Annotated in this window: 24 protein-coding genes and 1 pseudogene; 9 read left to right on the top strand and 16 right to left on the bottom strand. The window is 55.3% G+C overall.

The window, feature by feature from the left end; translation table 11 throughout:
- Positions 1 to 63: 63 nt before the first annotated feature.
- The 3 genes from PSR63_RS27215 to PSR63_RS27205 form a co-directional block, all read right to left on the bottom strand.
- A complete protein-coding gene (locus PSR63_RS27215; RefSeq protein WP_274329324.1) occupies positions 64 to 2,937 on the bottom strand; it encodes a PAS domain S-box protein in 2,874 nt (957 codons plus the stop codon).
- Positions 2,938 to 3,577: 640 nt separating this feature from the next.
- The gene (locus tag PSR63_RS27210) at positions 3,578 to 4,000 is read right to left on the bottom strand and encodes a carboxypeptidase-like regulatory domain-containing protein (protein ID WP_274329322.1); all 423 of its coding nucleotides are present in this window, start codon (positions 3,998 to 4,000) and stop codon (positions 3,578 to 3,580) included.
- 127 nt (positions 4,001 to 4,127) lie between these two features.
- The gene (locus PSR63_RS27205) at positions 4,128 to 5,045 is read right to left on the bottom strand and encodes a DUF1559 domain-containing protein (protein WP_274329321.1); all 918 of its coding nucleotides are present in this window, start codon (positions 5,043 to 5,045) and stop codon (positions 4,128 to 4,130) included.
- Between the two features lie 659 nt (positions 5,046 to 5,704).
- On the opposite strand from PSR63_RS27205, the gene PSR63_RS27200 reads away from it, so the two are divergent.
- The 6 genes from PSR63_RS27200 (at position 5,705) to pyrF (ending at position 12,432) form a co-directional block, all read left to right on the top strand.
- Positions 5,705 to 7,963, top strand: a complete 2,259-nt coding sequence (locus tag PSR63_RS27200) for a tetratricopeptide repeat protein (RefSeq protein ID WP_274329320.1) — start codon at positions 5,705 to 5,707, stop codon at positions 7,961 to 7,963.
- Positions 7,964 to 8,164: 201 nt separating this feature from the next.
- Positions 8,165 to 9,628, top strand: a complete 1,464-nt coding sequence (locus PSR63_RS27195; RefSeq protein ID WP_274329319.1) for a sodium:solute symporter family protein — start codon at positions 8,165 to 8,167, stop codon at positions 9,626 to 9,628.
- 93 nt (positions 9,629 to 9,721) lie between these two features.
- The gene (locus PSR63_RS27190; RefSeq protein WP_274329317.1) at positions 9,722 to 10,084 is read left to right on the top strand and encodes a hypothetical protein; all 363 of its coding nucleotides are present in this window, start codon (positions 9,722 to 9,724) and stop codon (positions 10,082 to 10,084) included.
- A 4-nt stretch (positions 10,085 to 10,088) separates the two neighbouring features.
- Positions 10,089 to 10,775, top strand: coding sequence for a hypothetical protein (locus PSR63_RS27185; RefSeq protein WP_274329315.1), 687 nt, complete (start codon positions 10,089 to 10,091; stop codon positions 10,773 to 10,775).
- A gap of 422 nt (positions 10,776 to 11,197) precedes the next feature.
- A complete protein-coding gene (locus PSR63_RS27180; RefSeq protein WP_274329314.1) occupies positions 11,198 to 11,410 on the top strand; it encodes a hypothetical protein in 213 nt (70 codons plus the stop codon).
- A 95-nt stretch (positions 11,411 to 11,505) separates the two neighbouring features.
- Positions 11,506 to 12,432: an orotidine-5'-phosphate decarboxylase gene (gene pyrF / locus PSR63_RS27175; protein ID WP_274329313.1), complete on the top strand. Its 927-nt coding sequence runs from the start codon at positions 11,506 to 11,508 to the stop codon at positions 12,430 to 12,432.
- A 39-nt stretch (positions 12,433 to 12,471) separates the two neighbouring features.
- Here the strand turns inward: pyrF and PSR63_RS27170 are convergent, their stop codons facing one another.
- The 4 genes and pseudogenes from PSR63_RS27170 to PSR63_RS27155 all read right to left on the bottom strand — a co-directional run.
- On the bottom strand, positions 12,472 to 12,768 hold the full coding sequence (locus tag PSR63_RS27170) for a hypothetical protein (RefSeq protein WP_274329311.1): 297 nt from the start codon (positions 12,766 to 12,768) through the stop codon (positions 12,472 to 12,474).
- Between the two features lie 176 nt (positions 12,769 to 12,944).
- A complete protein-coding gene (locus PSR63_RS27165; protein WP_274329310.1) occupies positions 12,945 to 13,934 on the bottom strand; it encodes a leucine-rich repeat domain-containing protein in 990 nt (329 codons plus the stop codon).
- 223 nt (positions 13,935 to 14,157) lie between these two features.
- Positions 14,158 to 14,475 (bottom strand): hypothetical protein, encoded by a 318-nt coding sequence (locus PSR63_RS27160; RefSeq protein ID WP_274334327.1) that lies wholly within the window; start codon positions 14,473 to 14,475, stop codon positions 14,158 to 14,160.
- A pseudogene (locus PSR63_RS27155) lies at positions 14,444 to 14,665 on the bottom strand (type II secretion system protein); the annotation flags it as partial. The gene PSR63_RS27160 and the pseudogene PSR63_RS27155, both read right to left, overlap by 32 nt.
- 864 nt (positions 14,666 to 15,529) lie before the next feature.
- Here PSR63_RS27155 and PSR63_RS27150 point away from each other — a divergent pair.
- Entirely contained in the window at positions 15,530 to 16,093 is a 564-nt protein-coding gene (locus tag PSR63_RS27150) for a c-type heme family protein (protein ID WP_274329309.1), read from the top strand.
- An 84-nt stretch (positions 16,094 to 16,177) separates the two neighbouring features.
- Here PSR63_RS27150 and PSR63_RS27145 read toward each other — a convergent pair whose 3' ends face one another.
- Genes PSR63_RS27145 through PSR63_RS27135 form a run of 3 tightly spaced genes read right to left on the bottom strand, consistent with a single transcriptional unit; the run spans position 16,178 to position 18,479 of the window.
- Positions 16,178 to 17,482 (bottom strand): pilus assembly protein TadG-related protein, encoded by a 1,305-nt coding sequence (locus PSR63_RS27145; RefSeq protein WP_274329307.1) that lies wholly within the window; start codon positions 17,480 to 17,482, stop codon positions 16,178 to 16,180.
- Between the two features lie 19 nt (positions 17,483 to 17,501).
- On the bottom strand, positions 17,502 to 18,008 hold the full coding sequence (locus PSR63_RS27140) for a TadE/TadG family type IV pilus assembly protein (RefSeq protein WP_274329306.1): 507 nt from the start codon (positions 18,006 to 18,008) through the stop codon (positions 17,502 to 17,504).
- Positions 18,009 to 18,059: 51 nt separating this feature from the next.
- On the bottom strand, positions 18,060 to 18,479 hold the full coding sequence (locus PSR63_RS27135) for a TadE/TadG family type IV pilus assembly protein (protein ID WP_274329305.1): 420 nt from the start codon (positions 18,477 to 18,479) through the stop codon (positions 18,060 to 18,062).
- 293 nt (positions 18,480 to 18,772) lie between these two features.
- Between PSR63_RS27135 and PSR63_RS27130 the strand changes: the two genes are divergently transcribed.
- Together PSR63_RS27130 and PSR63_RS27125 are read left to right on the top strand one after the other, a co-directional pair.
- The gene (locus tag PSR63_RS27130) at positions 18,773 to 19,579 is read left to right on the top strand and encodes a TVP38/TMEM64 family protein (RefSeq protein WP_274329304.1); all 807 of its coding nucleotides are present in this window, start codon (positions 18,773 to 18,775) and stop codon (positions 19,577 to 19,579) included.
- A gap of 174 nt (positions 19,580 to 19,753) precedes the next feature.
- Positions 19,754 to 20,329 carry a hypothetical protein gene (locus PSR63_RS27125; protein WP_274329303.1) on the top strand — a complete coding sequence of 192 codons (576 nt, stop codon included), beginning with the start codon at positions 19,754 to 19,756 and terminating at the stop codon, positions 20,327 to 20,329.
- 72 nt (positions 20,330 to 20,401) lie between these two features.
- Here PSR63_RS27125 and PSR63_RS27120 read toward each other — a convergent pair whose 3' ends face one another.
- The 6 genes from PSR63_RS27120 to PSR63_RS27095 all read right to left on the bottom strand — a co-directional run bounded on the left by PSR63_RS27120 (position 20,402) and on the right by PSR63_RS27095 (position 24,748).
- Positions 20,402 to 20,923: a hypothetical protein gene (locus PSR63_RS27120; RefSeq protein ID WP_274329301.1), complete on the bottom strand. Its 522-nt coding sequence runs from the start codon at positions 20,921 to 20,923 to the stop codon at positions 20,402 to 20,404.
- A 36-nt stretch (positions 20,924 to 20,959) separates the two neighbouring features.
- A protein-coding gene (locus PSR63_RS27115; RefSeq protein ID WP_274329300.1) for an IS3 family transposase occupies positions 20,960 to 22,134 on the bottom strand; the annotation gives its coding sequence in 2 pieces (ribosomal slippage) (positions 20,960 to 21,870 and positions 21,870 to 22,134; 1,176 coding nt in all).
- Between the two features lie 348 nt (positions 22,135 to 22,482).
- Entirely contained in the window at positions 22,483 to 22,971 is a 489-nt protein-coding gene (locus tag PSR63_RS27110; RefSeq protein ID WP_274329299.1) for a hypothetical protein, read from the bottom strand.
- 55 nt (positions 22,972 to 23,026) lie between these two features.
- The gene (locus PSR63_RS27105) at positions 23,027 to 23,725 is read right to left on the bottom strand and encodes a hypothetical protein (RefSeq protein WP_274329298.1); all 699 of its coding nucleotides are present in this window, start codon (positions 23,723 to 23,725) and stop codon (positions 23,027 to 23,029) included.
- A 167-nt stretch (positions 23,726 to 23,892) separates the two neighbouring features.
- Positions 23,893 to 24,105 carry a hypothetical protein gene (locus PSR63_RS27100; RefSeq protein WP_274329296.1) on the bottom strand — a complete coding sequence of 71 codons (213 nt, stop codon included), beginning with the start codon at positions 24,103 to 24,105 and terminating at the stop codon, positions 23,893 to 23,895.
- A 331-nt stretch (positions 24,106 to 24,436) separates the two neighbouring features.
- A complete protein-coding gene (locus PSR63_RS27095) occupies positions 24,437 to 24,748 on the bottom strand; it encodes an RNA recognition motif domain-containing protein (RefSeq protein ID WP_274329295.1) in 312 nt (103 codons plus the stop codon).
- Positions 24,749 to 25,132: the final 384 nt, after the last annotated feature.

Raw genomic sequence — 25,132 nt, 5'->3', positions numbered from 1 at the left:
ACGACGTGCGGGAGTTCTGTCTAACGATTTCACGTGTTGGCTGAGCGGATGGACTGGGAAGGCTTATTTCCCCGGCTGGATGCCAGGGGTTTGGGGATTGGATGGGCGTAGAGTTTTGCCATTGATCGCGAGCTGGCAAATCTCTTGAAGGTGCTCTACGGCTTCGTAGAGTGAGGCTTGATCGTCGAGGGTCTGGGCGAGTTGTTCGACTTGGACAGCGGCGTCGGTAATCTCTTGAAAGCCATAGCCGCCGCCTGATCCTTTGAGCTGTTTGGCCAGCGTGGTCAGCTCATCAAATCTTGCTTCCGACATAAACTCTTCAATTTGATCGATCTTCGCTGACAAGCTATCCAGGAAAGCATCGATCATCGGGGCAAATTCATGATGGTCTGCCAGTTCGCTCCAAATGGCGTTGGTTTGAGGTTCGGGTTGCTCGACGATTTCGATCGGAGTGGGGCCCTGAGTCAATAACTGGATCGGATGCTGACCCTTTCGATCAAGCCAACGGCGACAAATCGTTAAGAAAGCAGTCTTCTCGATCGGCTTGCTCGTATACTCGCTGCAGCCTGCTTCCAAGCATTTCACGCGTGCTTCTTCCATGGCGTGTGCGGTCAAGGCAACGATCGGGACGTCGCTGCCGCGGGCACGCAACGTGCGGGCCAGCGTATAGCCATCCATTTCCGGCATTTGGATATCGGTCACGATAAGATCGAACGACTTACCTTGAGCGGATGCCCGAGCGATCGCTTCCAGGGCTAAACGCCCATTGTCGGCGATCTCGACTTCCGCGCCGGCTTTTACCAGGTAGTGGGAGATTAGTTTTTGATTGTCTTTGCCGTCCTCGGCAACCAAGATTCTTCCGCCCGTTAAATCGATTACTTCCTGCACGCGAGTGGTTGTCGTTTGAGTCTCCGACTCGATTTCGGCCGGGTCACTCAGCATTTGATCGCGGCTCCACTTGCCTGGTGGAATGCTAAAGGTGAACGTTGAACCAACATCAGGAGTACTTGTTACGGAGATGTTGCCTCCCATGAGTTCTACGAGCCGCTTCGAGATCGCCAGGCCCAGGCCAGTGCCTCCAAACGATCGTCCCACGGAAGAGTCCGCTTGCGAAAATGGTTTGAACAACCGGTCGATGTGTTCCGGCGGAATGCCGATCCCCGAGTCGAGCACATCAAAACGCAGCACATGGCCGTTGTCACTACTTTCTTCGAAGTGAAGGCGAACTTCGACCTTCCCTTCTTGGGTGAATTTGACCGCGTTACCAATCAGATTCAGCAGGACCTGTCTTAAGTGGACAGGAGATCCTTCAATGTAGCGAGGAATCTTTCCGGCGTAGGTTAGGTAGAGCCGAATTCCCTTTTGTTTGGCGCGGACTTGAAGGAGCGTAATCACTTCCGAAACGACTTTGCCCGGACAAGTGGAGACGCGTTCGATCTCAAGGTTTCCCGACTCGATCTTCGAGATGTCGAGAATGTCATTCATGATCTCCAGCAAGTGTTCGCCGTTGCGTTTAATGATCTCCACGGCTTGTGCATCGGGACCTTCGGTCAGAGTCATCGCGAGTTCATTGGCGTATCCAAGAATCGCCGTCAGTGGCGTCCGGATCTCATGGCTCATGTTTGCCAGGAAATCGCTCTTCGCTCGATTTGCCTGGTCGGCATCCACTTGGGCTTCTTTGAGTCGCTTGGCTTGCTTGGTGAGTTCTTTGGCTTGAGCCTTAACACGAAGCTCCGATTCACTTGCTTCCTCGGCGACCGTTTTCAATCGTTCTTCATAGCGTTTTCGATCGGTAATATCGCGGACGATGCCTGTGAAGTAGCGGTAGTCGCCCATCTTGACTTCACTGACAGAAAGTTCCATCGGGAAGGTCGACCCATCTTTTCGCCGGCCAACCGCTTCACGACCCAAACCGATGACGCGACGGATGCCGCTTGCTTTGTAGTTTTGCAGGTAGTTGTCATGCTCATCTCGGAAAGGAGTGGGCATGAGCATTTTCACGTTTTCCCCAATCATCTCGTGATGGGAATAGCCGAAGACCTTCAGCGCGGCTTGATTGAAGGACTTGATCAAGCCGTTCTCATCGATGGTGATGATCGCATCGACGGCGGCGTTCAGAATGGCGCGTCCCCGTGCCTCACTATCGCGAAGTGCATTTTGCGCTCGCTTGACCTTGGTAACATCGCGGACCGTGCCGACGAACAAACGGTCTTCGCCGTCAAACACTTCCGAAATCGACAATTCCATGGGGAATGTCGCCCCATCTTTTCGTTTGCCTAGCACCTCGCGGCCAATCCCGATAACGCGGCGTTCGCCGGTCTCCAGGTAACGGGCCAGATAGCCATCATGCTCTGTCTGGTACGGCTTGGGCATCAGGATCCGAACGTTAAGGCCGAGGACTTCTTCGGCAGAGAAACCAAACAACCGTTCCGCGGCAGGGTTGAATGCCTTGATCACTCCATTGGTGTTGATGATCACAATCGAGTCCACCGCCGAGGTGAGAAGCGCTTGGGTACGACCCTCGCTACGTTTCAGCGCTGCTTCGAGCTTGTGAAAAGGGGTGACATCTCGGATGGTAATCAGTCGAACGAAGGCATCATCTGACTTCGCCAACAAGCTATGCGAAAAGTCGAGGATTCGTCGTCCGACATTGGGAAGTTCGACTTCCAGTTGTGCCTGGCTGACGAAGACGAAGTTCGTATCACGGTCGCTGATCAAACGACGCAGTGGTGTCGTATCCCAGCATCCTTCGTGGATGGAAAAGAACGACTTGCCTGTCAACTCGTCGTGAGGTAATTCGACAAACTCGTCGAATAGTTCATTGGTACCGAGAATCAACCCGTTGTCATCCAAAAGCAGAGCGGGATTTGGAAGTGCATCCAAGTAGCGATGAAAGTGGGGGAGACCTTCAATTTGTGGCAGGGAGTGATGTAGCATGGGTCGATCCGCAACTGAGACCTATTAGCGCATAATGACCTCTACGATCTACAATCACGGATCCTTCCGCTCTGAACCGAGTGTGGCTATCCGCGCTTCGGGTAACCCATACCTCGATCCACACCAGGTGTAGTCACACGAACCGTGACAAAGCAAGAATAGGAAAACGCTAACTGCCATTGGCAGTTAAACCTGGAAGACTTATGCCCCATCTCAAGATCATCTTTCAGCCGAACGGATGACAACACCTGGTGCGGATCGATCATCGGTGAATCGTTTGAACTGCGGATCCTGTTAATTGTCTGATCAGGTTCAATCAAATTTTCGTCACGGCGCTTGCGTTGACTCCACGAAAACAGCGGAGGGTTAAACAGAACACGCCTGTAGATGGGGGCATAGCAAGGAGCAGTATCGTGGTTCATGCTTGCTACGAGTGGAATTGACGCAGATCAAGCCGCTCGTGGGGGGATCAGTTGCAGTGCAAGCATTTGTCGGGGCTTCCATCAGTTCCTGCAAGAGGCCAATTGCCCTGGATATACTGGCAATTGGCGCATGCGTAGCTTTCAGGATACGTGCTTGCTACGCCACGATTCCCCACACGTGAGACGTCGAGTAGTGATCCGGAACCGGCAGGCTGGATTTAGTCCAGTTTCAACTCTAAGTCGGGCAGATCTTCCTCGACCGTAATGGTGTACGGCGACGTTTCTTCGGCACCATACTTTTCCAGAACAGCCAGGTAGCCGGCATCCGTACTGGTCTGGCCGCCTTGGACTGCGGCAGGGTCTTGAACGTAGACGGTATGCTTGCCAGGTGCGACCCCAGGCGTGTTGACGACCTTCATTTCAAAACGCCCTTCGGCGTCGGTGGTAGCGTAACTTTCCGGGTTATTGCCGGTGTCTTCGGGGATGAAATAGATCATCATCTCGGGGATCGGCTGGCCATCGTGGGTGAGCCTTCCTTTCACTTCGTACAGCCCCGAACTGTTACCGCCGCAGGCCGTGAACGCAAAGGCCATGGGCACGATAACCAAGAGATATTTCAACGAGTGCGCGTAGTTCGACATGGTGGATCTTGATCCGATAGGCAGATTATGGTGAAGAGTTCGCGGACATTGCCAGGGACTGCTAACCGTTGGTAGCGTTTCGGCGGGCAAGGCCTAGACCGAAACGCTACGATTGTCTGCGGACGCGTTATGGAAGCGTCACCACTTCGTTACCATTGCGGGTATGAAGTGCTCGCCACGGATCACGGGCAATCGTTTCTGGGATGAAGTTCACGCTTCCGTCACACATGGACGCCAGAAGTCCGCCAGGGTGATCACTACGTGAAGTACGGCACGCCAGATTGTTGATGATGACATTCGGTGGAAAGCTGGTGCCGCCCTGATTTGCGATCGCCAGCCCTTCCGAGTTATGGTTCACCCAGAAGAAAGGATTCGACGCCGCATTTTGGTCCTTCAGTTCTTGGACGTCGTTGTTGTGTTTCTGTTCTAGCAGCAGGAACGTGTTGGACGTGCCGTCGGTGATATCTTTGAAACTGACATTACTATTCTTGAAGCCAATCCCGTTGAAGTTCGTGGCGCGTTCTGGGCAGCAACTGCTTCCCGAATTGCCTGCGTTCATCGCGTAGTCTTTGAACTCAAGCTCGGAACCACGTCGGGCCGCACTCGGACAGACGAACGTGGGCGGCATGTTCTGGGCAGCGTACTGATTGGCCGTATCGCCGTGCGAACCATACTGATCGAAGTAGTTGTCTCCCCGTTCGCTCGTCCAGGCCAACTTACTGGTGTCGATCCGTTCTGCCAGATTAGCCGCTTCGACAAAATCTAACATCAGCGCCGGCCAGCCATGCATCCCTCGATACCAGACGCCATTGTTTTCCGCGTTGCTCTGATGGCTCCTTAATGCCAAGGAACCACATGGAAACGATCCGAACGTGTCGTGATAGTTGTGCATGCCGATGGCGATTTGCTTCAAGTTGTTGGTGCACTGCATCCGCCGTGCTGCCTCGCGTGCTTGCTGCACTGCCGGGAGAAGGAGGGCAATCAATACCCCAATAATCGCGATGACAACTAACAATTCGACCAGCGTAAAGCCTTGTTTTCGCATGGGAAAACCTCGTGTTAGCGAAAAGAATAGAAAAGAAAAAGAAAAGGCGATTGACCCGCGAGATTGATAATACCGGGATATCGCCCAAATTGCAACAGAATATCGCGTGTTACGACACATCTTGCGCGTTTTGATAGGTCTAGAAGCTGCGTCGATAGAATTCAGACATGTGTTCTCTTGCGGCAGTTGCAGCGACGCAACTAGCCGATCAGAAACAGGATTTTGGCTCTCCTTTTGGCGAAATCCGCTTCCTCTGGATGCTTTTCATGCCGATGGAGGCTTGAGAATTTGAGGCGGACGCACGCCTCGCGAAATCACAACCAATATCCCATGCGTATTCGCAATCTGGGCAGATGCGTTGCGGCCAATTCGTAAAGATGGCTGCCAGCCGGTAGCGAGACCGGAGCGTGGACGAAGAGACTGTCAGACCTTACCGCCGATGAGCCAGTCGTGGCTGTCTTTTCCAGTAAGCGACCGAAACAGTAAGACCTTGAGAGGATTCGGATTGTGTGGTCCCCTAAGCGTTTCCTTTACCCACAATAGCGTACTTCTGTCTAATTTGGCACAATGCCGCGAATCAGGGTGGATGTTGATGGCGAGCAAAGAATCGCTCCGCCCTGCGAGAATAGGCATCACAAGTTTCCCAGGAGCAAGCCCCCGTGTTCAGTAGTCCTCTGCGACGCGCCCTTAAGCGTGGCCTCAAGCCAGGTGGTGATTTGGTCGAAGAGCTGCGCGGCCTCGATGACTATGTGATTAGTTCCCAGAAGGATGCCGAGGCCATATGCGATGCCCTGACCACGCTGCCCGGCGATCGCTCGCAAAACACGCGGCACTTTTCGACGCCGCTGCATGAACTGACCGGGCTCTTTCAAGACGTCGAAGGCCGGGAGTGCCCCGCGTTTGAGGAACTGTATGAAGAAGGCCTGCCGGAGCTGATCCGAATCTACGATGCGATGGTCGATGACGCCACCGACGAAGAGGTCGACGACCTACTGTACGTGCTGAAGATTCTGGCCATGTACGGATCCTTCGCTGGTGCTCAGAAGATTGTTGAAGCGGCGCAGATGCCGCTCAAGCCGGATGCCTACATGTGGCATGTCATCCTGTCGACCTTCTCCGAAGATCATCCGCAGCGAGAATTTGTTTTACAGGCACTCAGCGATCCCCTCCCCTCTGGCTTCTTGGCGATTGGATTACTTGATAGCGCCAACGGTGCGGCAATCAACGGTGCCTTCGATGAGCATCCGTTCGACTCGCCGGCCGGCACGAAGATGCTCCAAGAGTGGTTGGAAGACCCCGACCCCGAGAAGTTCAGCTATGCCCATAGCGCGACGGCCGCGCTGCCATTTATCAGCAATCCGCCGCGCGATGAGCTGTTGGCTCTGGCCATGGAACACCCAGACACGGGCGTGCAGATCGAAGCTGCTTGGGCTGCCGGTGAGTTGGGACGCGAGAGCGGTTTTCAGGCGCTGGCCCAGTTTTGTCTGGACGTGAACCACAGCGAGACGGCTCAGCGTTACCTGGAAGAACTCGATCGCGCCGACCTGATTCCCAGCGAGGCCCAGGATGATTCGTTTCAGGCCAAGGCGGAGTTCTCGAGTTGGTTGTCTCATCCGAACGAACTTGGCAAGGCACCCGATTCCCTTGAAATCGTCGATCACCGACAGCTGGTCTGGCCACCGGAAGGTGAAACTCGGCCGCTGTGGCTGATTCGCTATGTGCTGCGTGACGATACCGGCCTGGAAGAAGACGACACCGATTGTGGCCTGGTGGGCAGCGTGACGTGGTGTTTCTTCTCGTACAAGATGGATCAGCGTCCGCCTGAGGATGTTTACGCGATTCACTGCTACTGGGAAATGGAGCACGAGGAGCTGATCGACGAGACCGAAGTGACCGATCCCGAAGAGTACGCCGGCATGCTTACCAAGTGGACCGGAGACCCGCTTGAATCGCCCAACATCACGCAGGTAGCCGAGATCTCGCCGAAGCTCAACATCCCTGCCCGGTTTGTTGCCTTGGCGTCGGCGAAGCTCAACGGGGAAGATGGCCATGTTGTACTCGATGGTCCGCGCAGCACCTGGTATCCGAAAGCCGAGCAGCCGACCGACACGCACGAAAGCGTGATCTTGAAGATCCACGTCGGCCGGCAGTTGTTGGGCTTCGAAGATCAGCCTGATCGAACGCGTTACCTGACCGAAGAGACTCCGAGCCGAACGCCGGAGGAGTACGTCGCTGCGTATGAAAAGCTGCTCGACGAAGCGACCGATTCCAACTGCCCCAATCAAAAGAAACTGCTCGGCAACCACAGCTTGTTGGCCAGCCACTTCGATCGCTACATCGAATTGTTGGTCAAGACGAAGCAGGTCGATCGTAACGAAGCGATCATCGGTGCCTACCAGCGACTGTTGACCGCGGCACAAGAGGCCACGGAGTCGGTGCAGGAAGAAGCGTTCGATTCGTTCGGCGTCCTGGGTGGCAGCTTCGACGCCTACGTTGACGCTTTGAAAGAGAAAAGCCGCGAGTCGGAGATTGTCGCTTCGGTCGAAGCGTTCGAACCTCACTGGCGGCATAACCTCGGCTACGGACGCCTCGGCCGGGCGGCCTACCTGGCCGGCCAGTACGATGCCGCCGAGCCTTTCTTCTTGAACATTCGCGACGGCATGGAGAGCTACCACCGCAGCGAAACGATGAGCATGCTCGCCCAAATCTGGCACAAGCGAGGCGACGAACAACAGGCCCGCGAATTGCTGATGGATTGCCTGAAGCAAACCCGCAAAGACTTCCAGGAAAGCGAGTACCTCTCTGACCGCAAGATGTTCGCCGAAAGCTACCAGGGACATCGCGAAACCTATTTGCGATTATTCACTGATGGTGAGGCAGAACTTGAACAGGAAGGTCTGCCGGTCGAGCTCGGTTAGATGAACGGATCTGATCGACATCTCGCCCTTTCTGGCACACAGAGGTTTGCTCGGTTGCCGATGTCGCCCGGTCATATCATTTGCGTGAATCGCCCGTGGGTAGATTCTCAGGCGGCGTAACTTCGATACATTGAAAGCTCGTTCACCGGGCCAGCTTCTCTCTGGCTGGCCGTCCTTCTCCGCAACAAAGGCTTTCCGTCGATGGAAATTGAGTCGTCGCTCAAGTGGCTGCTGGCCGTTACGATGGTTCTTTACCTGGTGGTCATGTATGGGATCGGCGTGATTGCCCAGCGGAAGGTGCATAGCGCTGAAGACTTTCTGGTGGCCGGTCGCAAGTTGCCGTTGTCGTTTGCCTGGATGACGCTGCTGGCGACCTGGTTCGGGGCCGGCACCATGCTGACGGCTGCCGACGAAGTGCGCAGCGACGGCCTGACCCGCGCGGCGCTTGATCCCTTCGGGGCCGGCTTCTGCCTGTTGATCGCTGGGCTGTTTATCGCTGGCCCGATGTGGCGGATGCAACTGCTTACCGTGCCTGACTTCTTTCGCCGGAAGTTCGGTTCGACCGCCGAGCTGACCTCTTCCTTGATCCTGGTGCCGAGCTATTTCGGTTGGATTGCCGCGCAGTTTACGGCCTTGGCCGAAGTGCTGCAGTTGTTCTTTGGTATCCCACTGGTCTGGGGCATTCTGATCGTGGCGATCGTGGGAACCGGCTACACGTTGATGGGCGGGATGTGGTCGGTGACATTGACCGATGCGGTGCAGATCTCGCTGGTTCTGGTCGGGCTGCTCGTGCTGGGCGGCGTTGTGCTGTTCGAGTTGGGAAGCGGCAACATGCTGGTTGGCATCACTCGCGTTCGTGAAGAGACCGACCCTCAGATGTGGACGATCATTCCCACGGAAAGCTTTGCCAGCCTGGTCGGTTGGATCGGTGTGTTTGCGATCGGGGCACTCGGTAACTTGCCGGGTCAGGACTTGATGCAGCGGGTCTTCGCCGCCAATTCCGAACGAACGGCCAAGTGGGCCTGTCTGGTGGCGGGCGTGCTGTATCTTCTCTTCGGAGCGATACCTCTTCTGCTCGCGCTGGCAGGCAACATTTTGTTCCCCGAGGATATGGAGACGAAGATTCTACCGGCGTTGGCTCATGCGTTCTTACATCCGGTGGTCGCGGTGATCTTTCTCGTAGCGCTATTGTCGGCGATTCTGTCCACGATCGATAGCGCCATTCTTTCGCCGGCGAGTGTGCTGGCGCAGAACGTTTTTCCGCGCATCGGTTGGGCTGACACGCTCAAGAGTAACCGCATCGCCATCGTGCTGGTAGCCGTTTGTAGTCTGCTGCTTTCGTATGCCGGCGAAAGTGCTTACGCGCTGTTGGAAGAGGCCTACCTGTTAACGATGGTCGGACTGTTCGTTCCGCTGATCGTGGGCCTGTATACCTCGCCATGTAATAGCAAGGCCGCGGTTGTGAGCATGCTGGTCGGAACCGGCATCTGGGCCGTGCACTTCGCAATGGGTTGGGAAACGTTTCTGCCGGTGGTCGGCTTCTTGGAAACGCTGGAGTTGCCCATCTCCTTGAGCGCGACTACCTATGCCGCGATCGCTTATTTCTGTGTGCAGTGGCCATGGCGAACGCGCTGGACAAGCGCTACCGAGCAGGCGTCTCCTTGATCGAGTAGTTTTGGACGAAGTGACGGAGCTAAGTTATCATCTTGCTTGATGGTCTTCTCAACGAATCGCTTTGCGAGAAGGAAATCGTTTGCCATGGAAATGATATTAGGCCAAGGACTCGGGCGGATCTGGGAAATGTTTCTGATCGTGCTCGCAATCATCTTCACTTCCAGTCTGCTGGGAGCGATCTTGGGAGCCGTGATTGCCAGCGTTTTCAAGCGGGACAGGTTATTGTCGGATAAAACCGTCACCGTTTTTCTGTCCACGTTGCCGGCCATTCCTGTCAGCATGAATTGTACTTCGGTGATGGCGAACGCTGTCGGTCAGGGAGCCCTGGCGAATCCCGGGATCTTGATGATGACGACCCTGGCCTGTTTTCCGGTGGCCATGATCCTTAGCTTCGTGCTCTCTTTCTTCTGGAGAGCAGCGAGAACGCCTGTCGAGAGCAGTCCCTAGTCCTATGAATCGACCATCCCTTCCGAAATGCCCATTCCTCGGACTTGCCGGCCCTGACAGCGACGACATCGAATCGCTACCTGAAGATTGGACCGGCAATCCGTTCGACTACTTACCGGACGAGTACACACTTTCGGAAGAAGAGCGTGATCTGGCCGAGCGGTATCGCAGCGGAGACATCTCAGGCGGTTACCTCCGTTCGCAAATCGCTTGCTTCCGTGCCCCGCGTCCATTGGCCGAGCACGAGCATCGACGCGGAAACTTGCACGCCGTGCAAGCGCTGCTTGCCGACAGCGACTTGAAGCTGCCTGCGTCGTTTGTTCGCCTGGTTGAAACGGATCACTACGTCGATCGCATTCGCCACAACAACATCTGGCTCGATATTCACCCGAAACTGGTGAGCCTGCCGGAGTCGCCAGAGTGCAAGCTGCTGCAGATCTTTGTCGAAGGCCAAGGATGTGATCACTGGTCGCTGCTACTCCTGCCAGACGGCACGCACCTGGTTTGCTACCACGGCGAGACTTTGGATACCGAAGGCAACTACCCGAGTGGCTGGAAGCCCAAGTTCGCCGACTACGAATTCTTCGAGTGTGCGCCCTCGTTCGACCAGTGGCTGACCGTCTACTTTCTCGACTGCCAACGTGGCGATGAGCACTACGCCGAGATGCTGGCAAAGTACCCTGGGATGTAGCCTGTTGGCAGCAAAGTATCTGCGACGTTCCGGGGCACTCTTGGTCTCTTCAGAACCCATCTTTCGACCGACCGTGTCCGCGTTGTGCCTGGCCAAAAAAGCTGGCACAAGATAGCTCTGAAGGTGGACGCGTGTACACTAATGTTGTACACTAGGTCTTGCGTGAAACGAAAAGTTTTCCAAGTCCGATCGGGTGGTCGGCCGGTTTGCATCGAGACCGTGGACGATGCCTAGTTCTCTTTCAATAGGCAACGCGTGGCTTGCTTCGTAACGGTATGTTTTCGAGGTGGGGGAAAGCTGCGCGCTCGTTCACGAGAGCCGGTTTTGGCTGGCTCGGAGGACCGCGGCGGGGATGCCGCGCGGGGCACGGATGCCCACTCGTTTTGATGCAACTTGCGAAACCGCTAGTGAAGGCACTCGTAATGACAGTCGCGCAAACGTCACCAGGTCGGTGGATGGTGATTGTGGTGGAAGGAAAACCAGGTCAGGAAAATGCAAAAGTTCTTATCTCGGGAATTTCCGAGCGTGTCGCGAAAAGCTATGCCCAAGGCTATAACCAGCCCAATGCCGACGAGAAAAATCCACTCGTTCGAGCGATCATTTGCAGCTGCCAGGCCGAGACAGTCATGGCCTGAGCAGACAAAGCTCAGGGAGGGTCCCTTTCGCCATCAGGCCATCCGGTTTAACCTCTTACTTCAGGATTGGTTTTGAAAACGAAAGGGTGTAGGAAATGGCCAATTTTTCGGATCGTCTTCGCGATGGGATCGTTCGCACGGCAGCCCCAGTGGTAGTGGGCTTGGACCCTCGCTTTGAATCGTTGCCGGAAGCCCTGTTGCGGGACCATCGTGACACGCAAGATCCGAAGGTCAAAGCTGGCCTTTACCTGGTCTTTTGTCGTCAAGTAATCGACGCCGTCTGTCAGCACGTGCCAGCCGTCAAGCCGCAGTCCGCCTTCTTTGAAGAGCTGGGACCGGCCGGCATGATCGTGCTTGCCGAAGTGATCCAGTACGCCCGCCAGAAAGGCCTGCTGGTCATTCTGGATGCCAAGCGAAACGACATCGGCTCGACCGCAACCGCCTACGCCAAAGGGATGCTCGGGGCCAACAGCCCTTGGCAAGCCGACTGCCTGACGATCAGCCCTTACCTGGGTGACGATAGCCTGACGCCGTTTGTCGAAACGGCCACGGCGAACGATGCCGGCCTCTTCTGCCTGGTGAAGACCTCCAACCCCGGCGGCAAGATGCTGCAAGACCTGGTCGTTGATGGCCAGCCGATCTATCGTCACGTGGGCGCTTATGTCGAAGGCCTGGCCAAGCAAACGATCGGCGAGTGCGGCCTGGGCGCCGTGGGTGCGGTCGTTGGTGCGACGTATCCCGATCAGCTGACCGAATTGCGTGAAGCCATGCCCAGCACCTGGTTCCTGGTCCCCGGCTACGGCAGCCAAGGGGGCGGCGCAAAAGACGTCGCCGGCGGTTTCAACGAAGCGGGCCTCGGAGCGATCGTGAACAACAGCCGCGGGATCATCTTCGCCTACTCGCGTGAACCGTACGCATCGAAGTACGAGCCGACCCAATGGCAACGCGCGGTAGAAGACGCCACGCTCGAGATGATCGCCGACCTCCAGGCCGAGACGACCGCTGGCAAGCTGAAGGGGTAATTCATAGGTCGTTGGCTGAGGCTGTCTCAGCCTGCGCGTTCACGAATCGGAAGGGTCTGAATTATCCTGTACCGGCGGTGTGACGTCTTGGCGTGAAGCGGCTTGTATTCCGAAAATCACACCCAAAATTACGGCGCATACGCCGGAGCCGACCATGATTGCCAAGCCGAGTAGAATCGACATGCCACTCGACAGGAGATGTTCGACGCTTCCTGGTTGAACCCCTTTCTCCAAGCCGACATAGCCGCCAGTGACAAAAAATGGCGACAGCATAACGAGAAGTCCCACAAGTATTCCACCTAGGCTCAATAGCGGAAATACGATGCGATAGTTCATGATATTTCACCAAGCGTAGTTGGTCTTTGGCGACAAACGAGGTACTTCTTTCCTGTACATAAACGCGTCAGACGATGTAACGAGGGACATCTCGATTCTGAAATTTCATCGACACGCGGCCCAACCCACTGGGCTGAGAGCAACGCTGTCGACACCACTTCAATCGCAACTCAAGTTCACTTCAGTATGATCTCGCAGTCTGGAAGTGCTTCTTTTACCTTCTCAAGTTCTTGCTTGTCGAAACTCGCTTGTAGGCGTAACTTCTGGAGTTGCGTCATTTGCGGTAGCTGACCTCCCTCGTCACGGATGAATGTTCCTCTTACGTCGAGATACTTCAGATCCTTTAATTCCAGCAAATCGTCAATAGAGCCGATTCCAATATCGGTCCGATATAGATGCAATCCCTGGAGACGTGTTAGCGATGGTATGACGTGCATCCCGGCATCGGTAATGCGTCCTCCAGTCAGGCAAAGCCACTCAATATTGTCGAGGCCCTCTAACTCCGCTAGGCCGGCATCGGTCAGGTTGCTTTTGTTCACGCTCGAGACTTCTAGCCGAGTCAACTGTTTCAACTGGTCAACCGATTTCAGGAATTCATCGGGCTCGCGCACCTCGCTAAACGCCAAGCTGTGCAAGTTGGTCAGGCGATCGAGTTTCTCAACCGATGATTTGCTTGCTACGTTTCCCCATAAACGTACAGCGACACAATTATCCAAGGGGGCGTATTCGAGAAATGGACCGAGAGAGTCAGGCAAGGTTTCCGATTCAGAAAATGCCACGCCGTACTCGAAGCCAGGATCAGGTAACGGTTGCTGAGGGTTCGCAAGCCACCCTTGTTCGAAGACGAAAACTGGCAGGTCGTCTGCTGTCGCGTAGGAATCGGGAATGACACCTACGCTGCCCCACTCTGAAAGACTCATCCAGGCAAACTGCGTCGCCCCGGCTGACTTCCAGGCGTCGGCAACGGTTGGCGGTAGATTCCTTAGGGGGTTATCGGGCAGTGTTGCTTCGGTTTTTTCCGGGACTTGTGTCATTGCTGGACTAGCTGCCGGGGGCTGGGCTTGGGGGGGCAGCGTCTCATCAACGCAACCGACGAAGGTCAAAAGCACACACGGCGCGATCAGCCAGTGCGTAGCACAGCGGTAGAAGAAGTTCATGGGGCGCATGACGAACTCAGCAAGAAAAGGTGCCTGACAATTACCATCATGGTAAGCGGAGGACCCTATCACGGTCTAGCATTGATCCGCTACACGATTTATTGAGTCGGCCAAGAGTAGATCAAGCGAACAAAGTCCTGACGTTCGCGCCGCCATGTCCCATGGAAGAGTGCTGAGGCGTTGCCCAGCCAAAGCGGGACGGCGTGCTTGCCAGTCCCGCTGGAGAATTCCTTTAAGGATTCTTCGCAGGCAGTTGTCCTGCGAGATCCTTGATTTCCTTCAGTGAGTTACTCACGTCCTGACCGGACGCCGCCGATTTTGCCTGTTCGAGGATCTGCTTGTAGAGATCCGCGTAGGGAGATTCAGGATCGGCGACATATTCTTCGAAGGTCGGGATCTGTTCTTCCATGAAGGAAGTCGCTTCGCCGGCCGGCATTTTCTGAGCCGTGTCGACAATGCTGAGAATATTCGTTCGGGTCGTCGCTTGCCGAACCGCCGCAGTAGTTTCCTGGGCCGGCCAGGCAGACCGCTGCTGGGGCAAACGAGCCAAACGTGTCGTGGTAGTTGTGCATCGCCAAGCCGATCTGTTTCAGCTTATTGGTGCAAGTAATTCGGCGGGCCGCTTCTCGGGCCTGTTGGACGGCTGGCAGTAGCAAGGCGATGAGAACGCCAATAATGGCAATGACCACCAACAACTCAACTAGAGTGAAACCTTTATGAGACCTGTTTCGGATCGTCATGAGATATACCTCCGCGAGGACTGTAAGAAAGAAAAGGAGAAGAAAGAGAAAACGATATTACTTCGCAAGGGAATACTGTCAAGCTGAGAATCTTGTCGAAAAACTGGCGTATTGGGCTCAAAAACGTTAGTCGTATGGGGGGATTGCGCTCATTCTTACATGGATCGTCCCAACGGGTGGCGACAGATACACTTTAGGAGGTTGAATCGATTGGAATGATCGTCACTGCTACCCCGGTAAATCATATCGCCAGTGGTTTATAAGGTGCCGTTGTCGGAGCGATCGTAGAGCAATGCTCGCGGCATAACACTCGCGTGATCAGGAGAAAGTGGGCCTAATAGTTATGTGCAAAACGGGCGAGGGTCACCGATCTTTCAGCCCAAATTTCAGCCGAAAATCTGAAGAACGAACCCATGGTCGTTGGGGCGCACTGTGTTGAATCAAGACGACTCTTCCAACCAGGCCTCCGAGCTCCCGCCCGGTCAGGCGATGCTGTACCGCGATCGCGGCTACCATTCCGATCCGTTTCGCTACAACCAGCACGCCTACGGGAGCACACGCTCCGCGGAGGTCGTTTTGCCGATCCCGTTGCCGTTTGTTTACCTCCCACCAAACTGCGAAAAGTGCACAACAGAACTCACGACTGCTGATTGCTTTTCCGCAACGGGCATGGAACCGGAGGATAGGGCGCGATTTCCAAGCTGCCAATCGAACTGTGGGAGCTTCCACGAGTGTCAAACATAACTGCTAGTGCGGACGCTTCGGGACTCGGTGCCGGGTGGGTATGATGAAGAGTGAGATCGGCCAGCCCACGCGGTTGCCACTACCTTCCCGCCTCAGCAACTCCCCTACGGAAAGTCATCGATGCCTAGCCTGTCCCGCGTACAGGGCGATATCTGGATCAAGAACGCAGCACGCCATCTGCGAACGGCACTACCCCTTGTCGTAATACTGTTGGCAACATCTCTTGGTCAGGCAGACCCGCCTGAGATCTCGGCTCCAACATCACAGGCCGAAGCCAGGGCTCGGGCCATGCTCTTGCACGAGACCATTCACGGGACACTCCAAGTCGTGCATCGCGACTTCTTTCTGGAAGACGAATCGCGCGTGATTCCGTCGGCCTCGATGGAGGACGTGTTTCAGTCACTCGAAGAGAGCTACAACGTGCACTTGAAGTGGCTGGTCGTCGAAACTGACGTGGTGAATGTCGACCACAAGCCGGAGGGGGCGTTTGAGAAAGCGGCTGTTAAAGCACTGGCCGATCGGAAGCCGTACCTGGATGCGGTTGAAAAGGATACCTATCGCTTCGCTGGCCCTATTCGCCTGGCATCGCAATGTCTGAAATGCCACGTGCGGAACCGGAAAGATACCGAGGACCGCACGGCCGGCCTGATCATCTCGATGCCGATCTTGCTGGACCGTCAGTAAGCTGGGCCATTCGTGCCTTGCCGGTCGCCGCGGAAGATGCTGCGCCGGCAATTGGAGCACGTCTTACGTTCGACTAGGTCGAACTTACTCGACCAACTCGATGCTGGGCAAGCGATCTGGCTTGGTCGCTGGGTAGTCGATGATGAAGGTCCCGGAACCATTGATCTCGAAGGTACGCGTGATGAATCGTGCTTCGAGGTATTGCTCACCGCCCCCGGTCAGCGTCGTTTTCGTTGTGGGGGTGTACACAATGCCCGTCAGGCCTGCCTCGCCGTTACCACGAATGATACTGGTGGTTTCGGGGTCGGCAGTATTGCGTGATTGAAAAATGACAATGCCTTCGTAGGTGCCACTTGTGGGCGCGGTGAGGTTCCACGCACCACTACCCCCGATGTTGATGTTGTTGTCGCCGCTACCAGCGCTGAACAGGGTGACCCCTTCGCCGTAGACCGATACCTGGCCCTGGAAGCCAATGCCTTCTTCCAAATAGTACAGCCCTGGCTTCAGGAAGATGTTACGAGGACCGTCGTAGAAGAGCCGATCAGAATAGTAACCGGGCTCAAGCTCAATGGTGCTATCTCTTGGGCCTTCATTTGCCGGCGCGGTTTGGGGTATCAGCGTCGAGGGGCTTGGCTCGGGCAGGTCGCGGAGTGGATCGGGAACAGGAACTGAACCTGTAAACGGAGTGGCTGGGCCTGCGGTTGGATAGGGCGTTAGATAGTAGCCTTCGCCGGTATAACCTCCGGTGACATCAAAACCGGTGGCACCGAGAACGACCGTCGTACCGTCAGTCTGAGCGGCGGTGGCACCATCAGAATTCACGGTGACATTGCCATCTTTGACCAGTAGCTTTCCACTACCACGGCCGTAAAATGCTTTGTTGTCGTGTTCTTCTAGAACGAGGATGCCCACGCCCTGCGAGAAGTTGCGAACTCGGGCGACCGACCGTGCGGTGACAATCAAATCGTCACCACCCCAGATGCGAGAGAAATATCGGGCCTGTTGGTATTGGACTTCGACTTCGACGGTGCCTGGCGCTCCGTCGACGCGTTCGTTAGTGGAGGTGGCCGGAATGTTGACCGTCCGAACTTTGCAGTTATCGGACATCATGCCATGGTCTTCGAGACGTGCTATGGCTTCCGCCAATGCGTTGCTCGTTTGGGGTACTGGCTTCGTGTTTCCAACATGATCTGGATTATCAATGAACAGGCGAGTTGCCGCTTGCAGCGCCGCGGCATCCACAGCGGATTGGACCTCGCGCTGATCGTTCATCAAGTTCCCACCATCGACGCCAATGGCCAAAATGGGAATCAATGCCGTGGGTAGCATGACCGCTACCATGACGGCTACTTTGCCGGAATTGCGAACTGGGGAGTTTGCGGGAAACATGGGAATCCTCAAGTATAAGCTAGTAAGACATGGCTACCGTGGCGTTGCTGGATAAGCTGATCGGTCCAGCGAGATAGGCCTCGGGTAGCCAGGTGTAAGTAACGGTTACGGTGACGGTATTCTGAACGACTTTGTTGAAATCACCCGTCTTACCGGAGTCGGTATTCGATGTGTTATCGCCAGAACTCCAGTCGGCATCGACGGTAACCAGGTCCGGCACGAGGCCGGAACTTCGAGGCAGCACGCCATTAGTCCGAATATCTTCAATCCATGTCGCAGTGTCGCCTGACGGCAGTCGGTTGTCGGCGCGGTACTGGGCACCGTGGGTCGATGCATAACGAGCACCATGGCGTGCCAGGTAGGCGACTTGCTGATAGCGGTAAACTCCCAAAGTCAGGATGAGGAAACCAAACAGCAAGAGGAAGAGAGTCGGTCCAACAATCGCGAATTCGATCAGTGTAGCCCCGCTCCGATCTGATCGTCGTCGTGATCTTCCAAATCTGGCTACGCGGGTTTTGCAGGTCATCGTAGGACTAGTCCCGTGGTGGCTAAGGAATGTGTGGGGCACTTTCTCAAGCTAACTACTTGAGGGAAGTACAGGCATTCTGACGGTACGGCGTATTTCAATCGGCCCCGAAATCCCAGGCCATTGCGTCAGCGTTTCAAAGTTGTAGGTAACGGTGACGGAGACTTCCGAGTCCGAAGTGACGACGACGACATCGCCAGGATTCAGCTTAGGACTCAAGTTATCGCTATCCCGAAGTGCTTCCTCGGTACCACGATGTTGACGTTGAGCTTCAGTCAGAAAGTGTTCTTGATAAGCAATGCCACTGGCACCCAGAGCCCCGGTTCGAGCAGCGTCTTGAACCGTGTGTGCCGCGTAGTAGATACGACACCAATCCGCTCCGATAACAAAGATTAATATCAGGAACGGCAGCAGCAGAGCGAACTCGACTACTACAGAACCCCTCCGTTTTTTCTTTTTCGGGCGACGCATAATTCTTACTCGAGACAAGGGGCGGTCAGTAAAGCACCATCGAAACAGATAGGTCACTATTTCCAGGGGGTCAAACGGAAAGTCGGGGTTTGCTTCTTTTCTGCACAATAGCGGTCCTTTCAGCGAGATTCGCCCGACAAATAGGGGTGAAATCGCGTGAATCAGCCGCTCCATCGCGCTGTCTACGCAGACCAGCGATATGAATCAACTCTCGTTAATCGGTCGCTACGGCATGGCGATTGCTGTTTAGGGGTTATCCGCGGGCAAAAAGCCCTCAACCTCAAGGTAATCGCATGGAAACGGCACCAAACCAACTCGACGCAGAAGCGCGCGATCAATTGCATTCGCCGCGACAAATCGAATCAAACCCTTGGCTGAAAACGTGGGCCTTTCGTGCCGCGTGGGTCGCTGGCGTGGCCCTCTTAGTTATCGTCGGCGTTTGGCAATGTTCCGAGTGTTTCTCGCTCGAGAGCTTGGCCAGTCACGAAGGAGAACTGCGGGCCTTTCAGTCGAATCACCCTTACTTGCTGTATGGCATCGTCTTTGTGCTTTACACCATTGGGTTCGCGAGCGGTTTACCACTGGCCGCCTTGATGACGATTGTGGTGGGTTGGTTCTTCGACTTCATCCCTGCGCTAATTTTGTCCAGTGTCGGTTCCAGTCTGGGTGCCGCTTTGACCTTCATGACCAGCCGTTACTTCTTCCGCGAACGAATGGAAAACTGGCTGGGAAGCACGATGGAGAAGTTTCAGTCGGAACTGGAAGATAGCGCGGCCTTCTATCTGTTCATCTCGCGTCTGATCCCTCAAATCCCCTTCGTCCTGGTCAACCTGGTCATGGGGCTCTCACCGATCAGCCTGCGAACGTTCTTTTGGGTTAGCCAACTGAGCATGCTTCCCGTGTTGATCATTTTTGTCTGGATCGGCGGCTCGCTACCGAGTCTGCAAACGATCGCGGACAAGGGAATCTCGTCGGTCCTGTCGTGGCAGCTGATGCTGGGCATCGCGGCGATGGGCATCGTGCCACTTGTGATTCGGCTTGGATTGAACTATTACCAGTCGCGTGGTGAGAACGAAGAAGAGGCTATGGAGCCGGCGTAATGTCTCCGTGGCGTTTGCCCTGAACGCATCGACACGCCTAGGAAGAAACCTTGTGGTACTTGCGAAAATGTGTTGCTAGAATGCGGCCAATTCAAGCTAGGTCATTTTCGTGACCACCTAGCGTTTTCTTATCGGCATTCTTAGCGTTTTGGCGAAGTACTATCGGAGCCCCCCATGATTATTCAACGTCTGTTCACCCTTGTCGCGATGATTGCATGCTTAGGCCTCGCAGGCTGTGGGACTTCCGAGCCAACCGCTGGACCCGGCCGATCCAAGCTTTCTCTTGAGGATGCCATTGCTACGACGGCGGCCAAGCTGAAAGGGGAAGCCAAAACCCTCTACGAAGCCGCACGCACTGCCGAGCCGTTTCCCAAACAAGACGAACTCATCCTCGGGAAATTCCACGGCGAATTCAAAGAGGAAGGGTTTGAGTCGTACTACGAATATGAACGCCAGCCTGGGGGCGTCGTGAAACATAATGCTGTCGATATGTATTCCGAGGAAAAGGAATATCTCCAAACCGAAGAGGCCTATCATTGGAAGTCCGAAGGCCGCGTGATCTACGAGCAAGACAAAGAGAACCCCGAACTGATCTACTTCCTGCTGCTGGAAGAAGTCACCGACGAAAAGCTCAAGTACCAAATGCTTGATTCGGAATTTGGCCTGGAAGAGGCGATGGAAAGCGAAGACCTACGCGGGCCTGCTACCTTCCCTGAAGTGCCGAATGATTGGACGCTGGTCGAAGAGTAAACAGACAACTGGTTTCTCTTGGTCACGCAGGCTGATCGCAAGCCAGCCTGCGTGATGCGTTTTCCTTCTCGGCTACTCCAAGAAGTCCACCTCGAAATCTACCACCCCTGCCGCCAGCATGGCTTCGTAGCCGGCGTAGGCTCCGTTCAAGCGTTCGACATGCCCTGCCCCGCCGTCGATCGTGGCGATGATTTGCTCGACCGTGGCCAGATGCCAGGCGTCGTCGGTTCCTTTGACCACCCGAATATCGGCCAGCGTCACCTCGGGCGATGGCTGGCTGAGTTGTCGGAGAAGTCGCTGCTGATAGTCGAACAGCAAGCGTTGGTCTTCTTCTCCCAGCTTCAGGGAAAAGCCCAGGCCGGTATCGTAACCAGCAGCCATCGCAGTCGTGTAGCCTTCGAGGACCTCCTGTCGCTTTGCTTTGACCACCGCGAGATTGGTTCCCTTGGCCGCGTCATACGCAGCCAAGGCGTCCTCGGCCGCCGCCGCGTCGACGATCAGGCCATCGGTCAGCCCGTCTAAAGAAACGTTCGCGGCGATGGTTGACCAGACAACTGAAAGTTCTCCATCTCGGAATCCTACTGCTGCTTTCATCACAAACTGACCTGCCCCCACGAATGAAACCAGTCTTTAAGTTGTAGTTTTCAAGGATTCTTCCAGGGGAAGGTGCTGGAGCGTAGCGGAAGCAGCTTCCCCTGGAAGAATTGCCTCCGGTGCCGGTGGACGGTACCCCAGCGAACTGTGCGGGCGTACCGTGTTGTACTCGACGCGCCATCGTTCGATCAACACTTTTGCCTCCAGGAGCGTGTCTAAGAGCTCTCGATCGAGCAGTTCATCGCGTAACTTCCCGTTGAAGGATTCGATATAGCCATTCTCCCACGGGCTGCCTGGTTCAATGTACAAGGTGTTCACCTCGACTCGTTCCAGCCAGTCACGCACCTTTGTGGCGGTGAACTCTGAGCCGTTGTCGCTCCGGATGAAGTCCGGCACGCCTCGGCGAACAAACAGGTCACTAAGCCGCTCCAAGACGTCCTCACTGGTTAGTTGTCGGGCCACGTCGATCGCCAGGCACTCACGTGTGTATTCATCGATCAGTGTCAGCATCCGGAAGGCTCGACCATCGTGCGTTCGGTGATGCACGAAGTCATAGCTCCAGACCTCATCGCGTTGACTCGGCCGCAGGCGAACACACGAACCATCGTTCAACCACAGGCGACGTCGTTTAGGCTGCCTTTGCGGTACTTTCAGCCCTTCACGACGCCATAGTCGCTCGATGCGTTTATGGTTCACCTGCCAACCTTTCCGTCGCAACATCTCGGTAATTCGCCGATAGCCGTAGCGACCGTACTGTTCGGCCAGCTCAATCATCTCCCGGACCAGGCGAGGTTCGTCATCGGGAATCCAGCGAGCACGGCGCTGCGTGGAACGCGGCTGCCCAAGCACGCGACAAGCCCGCCGTTCCGAGACTCGCGCGCGTCCCAAGGCGTCTCGCACGTGCTCGACGATTCGCCGTCGCTTGTCCGGGCTCAGAAGTTTCCCGAAGCGGCCTCCTTAAGGATCGCCTTGTCAAGCTCGGCATCCGCCAGGAGTCTCTTCAGTCGAGCGTTCTCTTTCTCCAGATCTTTTAACCGCTTGGCTTGGTCCGTACGAATGCCACCGTACTCCTTCCGCCAACGGTAGTACGTCTGCTCCGTGACGCCGATCGCCTTGCAGGCCTGGGCAATCGTCTTGTCCTGAGAAAGAAGCACCTCTGCTTCGCGGAGATGCTGGATAATCTGCTCCGGCGTGAATCGTCTTCTAGGCATTAGAAATCTCCCTTCAAATGGGCATTCACTCAGCAAATAACTAATTTACCGAATGGACGCGGTTGAAGGGGGCAGGTCATGGGTAAGGAAAGAAGAAGACGCTGCCGAGAAGGTCCCCTGCTCTGCAGACCGGCAATTGCAAAGCAAGAAACGAAGGGCTCACCAGCAAGACAAACGCAGCCGCGTTTGAGAGAAATAGTGAGCCGCTATTCGGCCGTCAAAGATACGCCGGCGGAGAAAGCGTCCCCGCGTGAGATATAGGTATACCAGCCTGACGGTGCTTTAGGATAGTGCGCGCGCAAGATTGTTTTAGAGCCCTAAAAACCGGGGTAAAACGCACGCCAGTGGTTATTCTTCCGGCACCGGAAATGCCTGTTGTTCGGCTTCTTTGTGGAACTTCTTCAGTGACTTGAGCTGCTTCTCGGAATCGTGCTCGGCGCTCTCCACTTTGTCTTTGTCTGCTTCTTGGTCGGTGAGTACGCGGTCCAGCGTTTTCCACATGAGCACGCGGGCCTGAGTGGCCGAGATCAGGACTTCCAACTCCAAGACGCGAGCCAGATTGGTGTACTCGCTCCAGCCGTCGTTCGGTTTGAGCCGGCCGATCTTTTCGGCGACCCAAGTGAGTGCTTGCTTGGCGGTGCTGGGGCTTTCTCCTTGCGTGGCCAGCAGGGCCTGAAGCAGGTTCCGCTGCGAATCCAACTCTTGGGCGAACTTCGTGAGGTACGGACCCAGGTCGTTCTGCTGGTTCTCGCTCGCCACGCGGTTGGCGAGTTCCACTTCACCACAGAGCATCGCGTAGTGATCGTCCATGTAGATTGACAAGGCTTTGTTGCTCATGGTTGTGCTACTCCTTAGGTCGATGATGATCCAGTGCCTGTCGTGGACTTACTTCTTATGGTAGCGAAATCACCTTCGGATGAACACGTTTTCCTTTGGCATCTCGTAAGGGACCCGCGAAGGGGTCTCCGATCAGCTTCTCCCAGGCATCGCGCTGGGGCTGGGTCATCAGGTCGAGTGCTTCGTTGTTGCGGTCTTGGCGAAGCTTCATGATTTCGGGCGGATCCGTTTGTCGTTTAGGAGCGTTGAGCGAAATGCTCTTCATCGAGGCGTCGGCAAGCTCGTGCTGATACTTCATTTCAAGCATGAAGATCTTTCCCTGAACTTCCTCACTCAGGCCGAAAATAACACCGTTGGCTGGGTGCATCACCGCTACCTTGGCTGGGCCGTCGCACTGGAACTGGATCTGCTGGAGCCGAGCGAGTTGTGGTTTTTTGATGATGCTCAGGATATCGGCGGTCAGATCGTCGTAAAGCTTGGTGACCTGTTCATCGGTCGGCTTGCGGTTGGCTTTACGAAAGTTCTTGACCTTGTCCTCCCAGTGTTCGTGTAGATCGCTGAGCTTTTGGGCCTGCTTGGCAGTTAGCCCCTCAACATCGCGCTGCACGCTTTCGGCGGTGGCGAGACCGCAGGACTGGATGGTCGTTTGAATCATCCATTGATTCGTCACGTTCGGCTCGTCGGAAAACGCGGTGGTGACGGTACTCAGCAGAATCGCGGCAACCAAGAGGATGCGAGAAGCCTGGTAGATCATGAGATGACTCACAGGATTAGGGGAGTACTGGCAGCTGATGTACTTCCATAGTAACCGGAAAGGACATAGCGAAGCCAGATTCACGCAGTGAGATAGCTGACGAGCAAGCGATGTTCGTGCGAGACGCTACCGCGACATGCAGCCAATGGCACAAGCAACTACGTGTGTCAGGTTGCACTTCGCATTTCGCTGTAGCCAGCCCTGGTTAGCGAGAAGGCACCATAGAACTTTTCTCGTGTGAGAAACTTCTTGTGGACGAGACTGTCCAGCGCTGGCGTCTTGGTCACCAGGTCAGGACCATTGAAGCAGAGCATCTCGCCGGCCTCCATGTAGAACATACGGAAGGTTTTCATGACTCGTTGTTCGGCGGGTGACAGCATACTGATGGTCTCGCGATAGAGTGGATGAGCAGTAGCGCGACCTTCAGTCCATTTCCAGATGCACGCAGGCAATGTTGACTAAGTCGTGATTGTCTTAGGTGGTAGATTGATCCTTTTTGACTCGCTTCCGTTCTCGTTTCTCTTCGGCCTTACGTTTCTTTTCCATCTCTCGACGACGCTTTTCGATGGTGTTTTGATTTTTGGCCATGATCCCTCAATAGGTGTTACAAGAAAAATGGCGTCTGCGCGCGTACTCCCACACAACGCAAACGCCATCAAAATGATCGCTTGGATCTTGAAGTAGATTCAGCGGAATCGCACGGATATGCGATTAGTAGCGTCGACCGCCACCACCACCGTAACCACGGCCACCGCCGCCGCCACCACCGCGGTTTTCGCGAGGTTTGGCTTCGTTGACGGTCAAGGCACGTCCGCCCTGCATCGACTCATTCAGGCCATCAATGGCTGCTTGTGCTTCGGCGTCCGAATTCATTTCGACGAATCCGAAGCCTTTGCTGCGACCGGTGTCGCGATCGGTGATGACCTGTGCGCTTTCGACCATGCCGTATTGGCCGAACATTTGTTCCAGGTCCGAGCTGCTGACATCGTAATTAAGATTTCCGCAGTACAGTTTTTTACCCAAAGTTTGAGCTCCCAATGAGTACCAGGCAGTGGCACAAAGCCGCGTCCCGAAAGAAAAAAGAAGGTGGTCGTCAGCACGACCTACCAGGCGGGACAGGCGAAAGAGCGTCGGGGACCAACCCTTGATTAAGGGGTGAAAGCGTAATCACGATCGACAGACCAACCGCACGAAGTATACGCGTTATCCGCGAAAATAGATATAGGTCAATTCGAGAAGAGTCGTCAAAGGGAGGTTTTCGGCGCGCAGCTTGGCATGCCTAAAGCGTTCCCAGGATCCCATCGCCATGCGTACGCAAATGTGGATGTGGCAGCCATATTCTTGGCAACTTTACCTCGACAACCTTCTCGCTGTACACCATGAGGGTGATGACGCTGCGCTCTTCTT

Source organism: Bremerella sp. P1, from assembly GCF_028748185.1.
Classification (GTDB): Bacteria; Planctomycetota; Planctomycetia; order Pirellulales; family Pirellulaceae; genus Bremerella.
The sequence above is the reverse complement of the archived record's forward strand: the minus strand, read 5'-3'. Positions and strand labels throughout refer to the sequence as shown.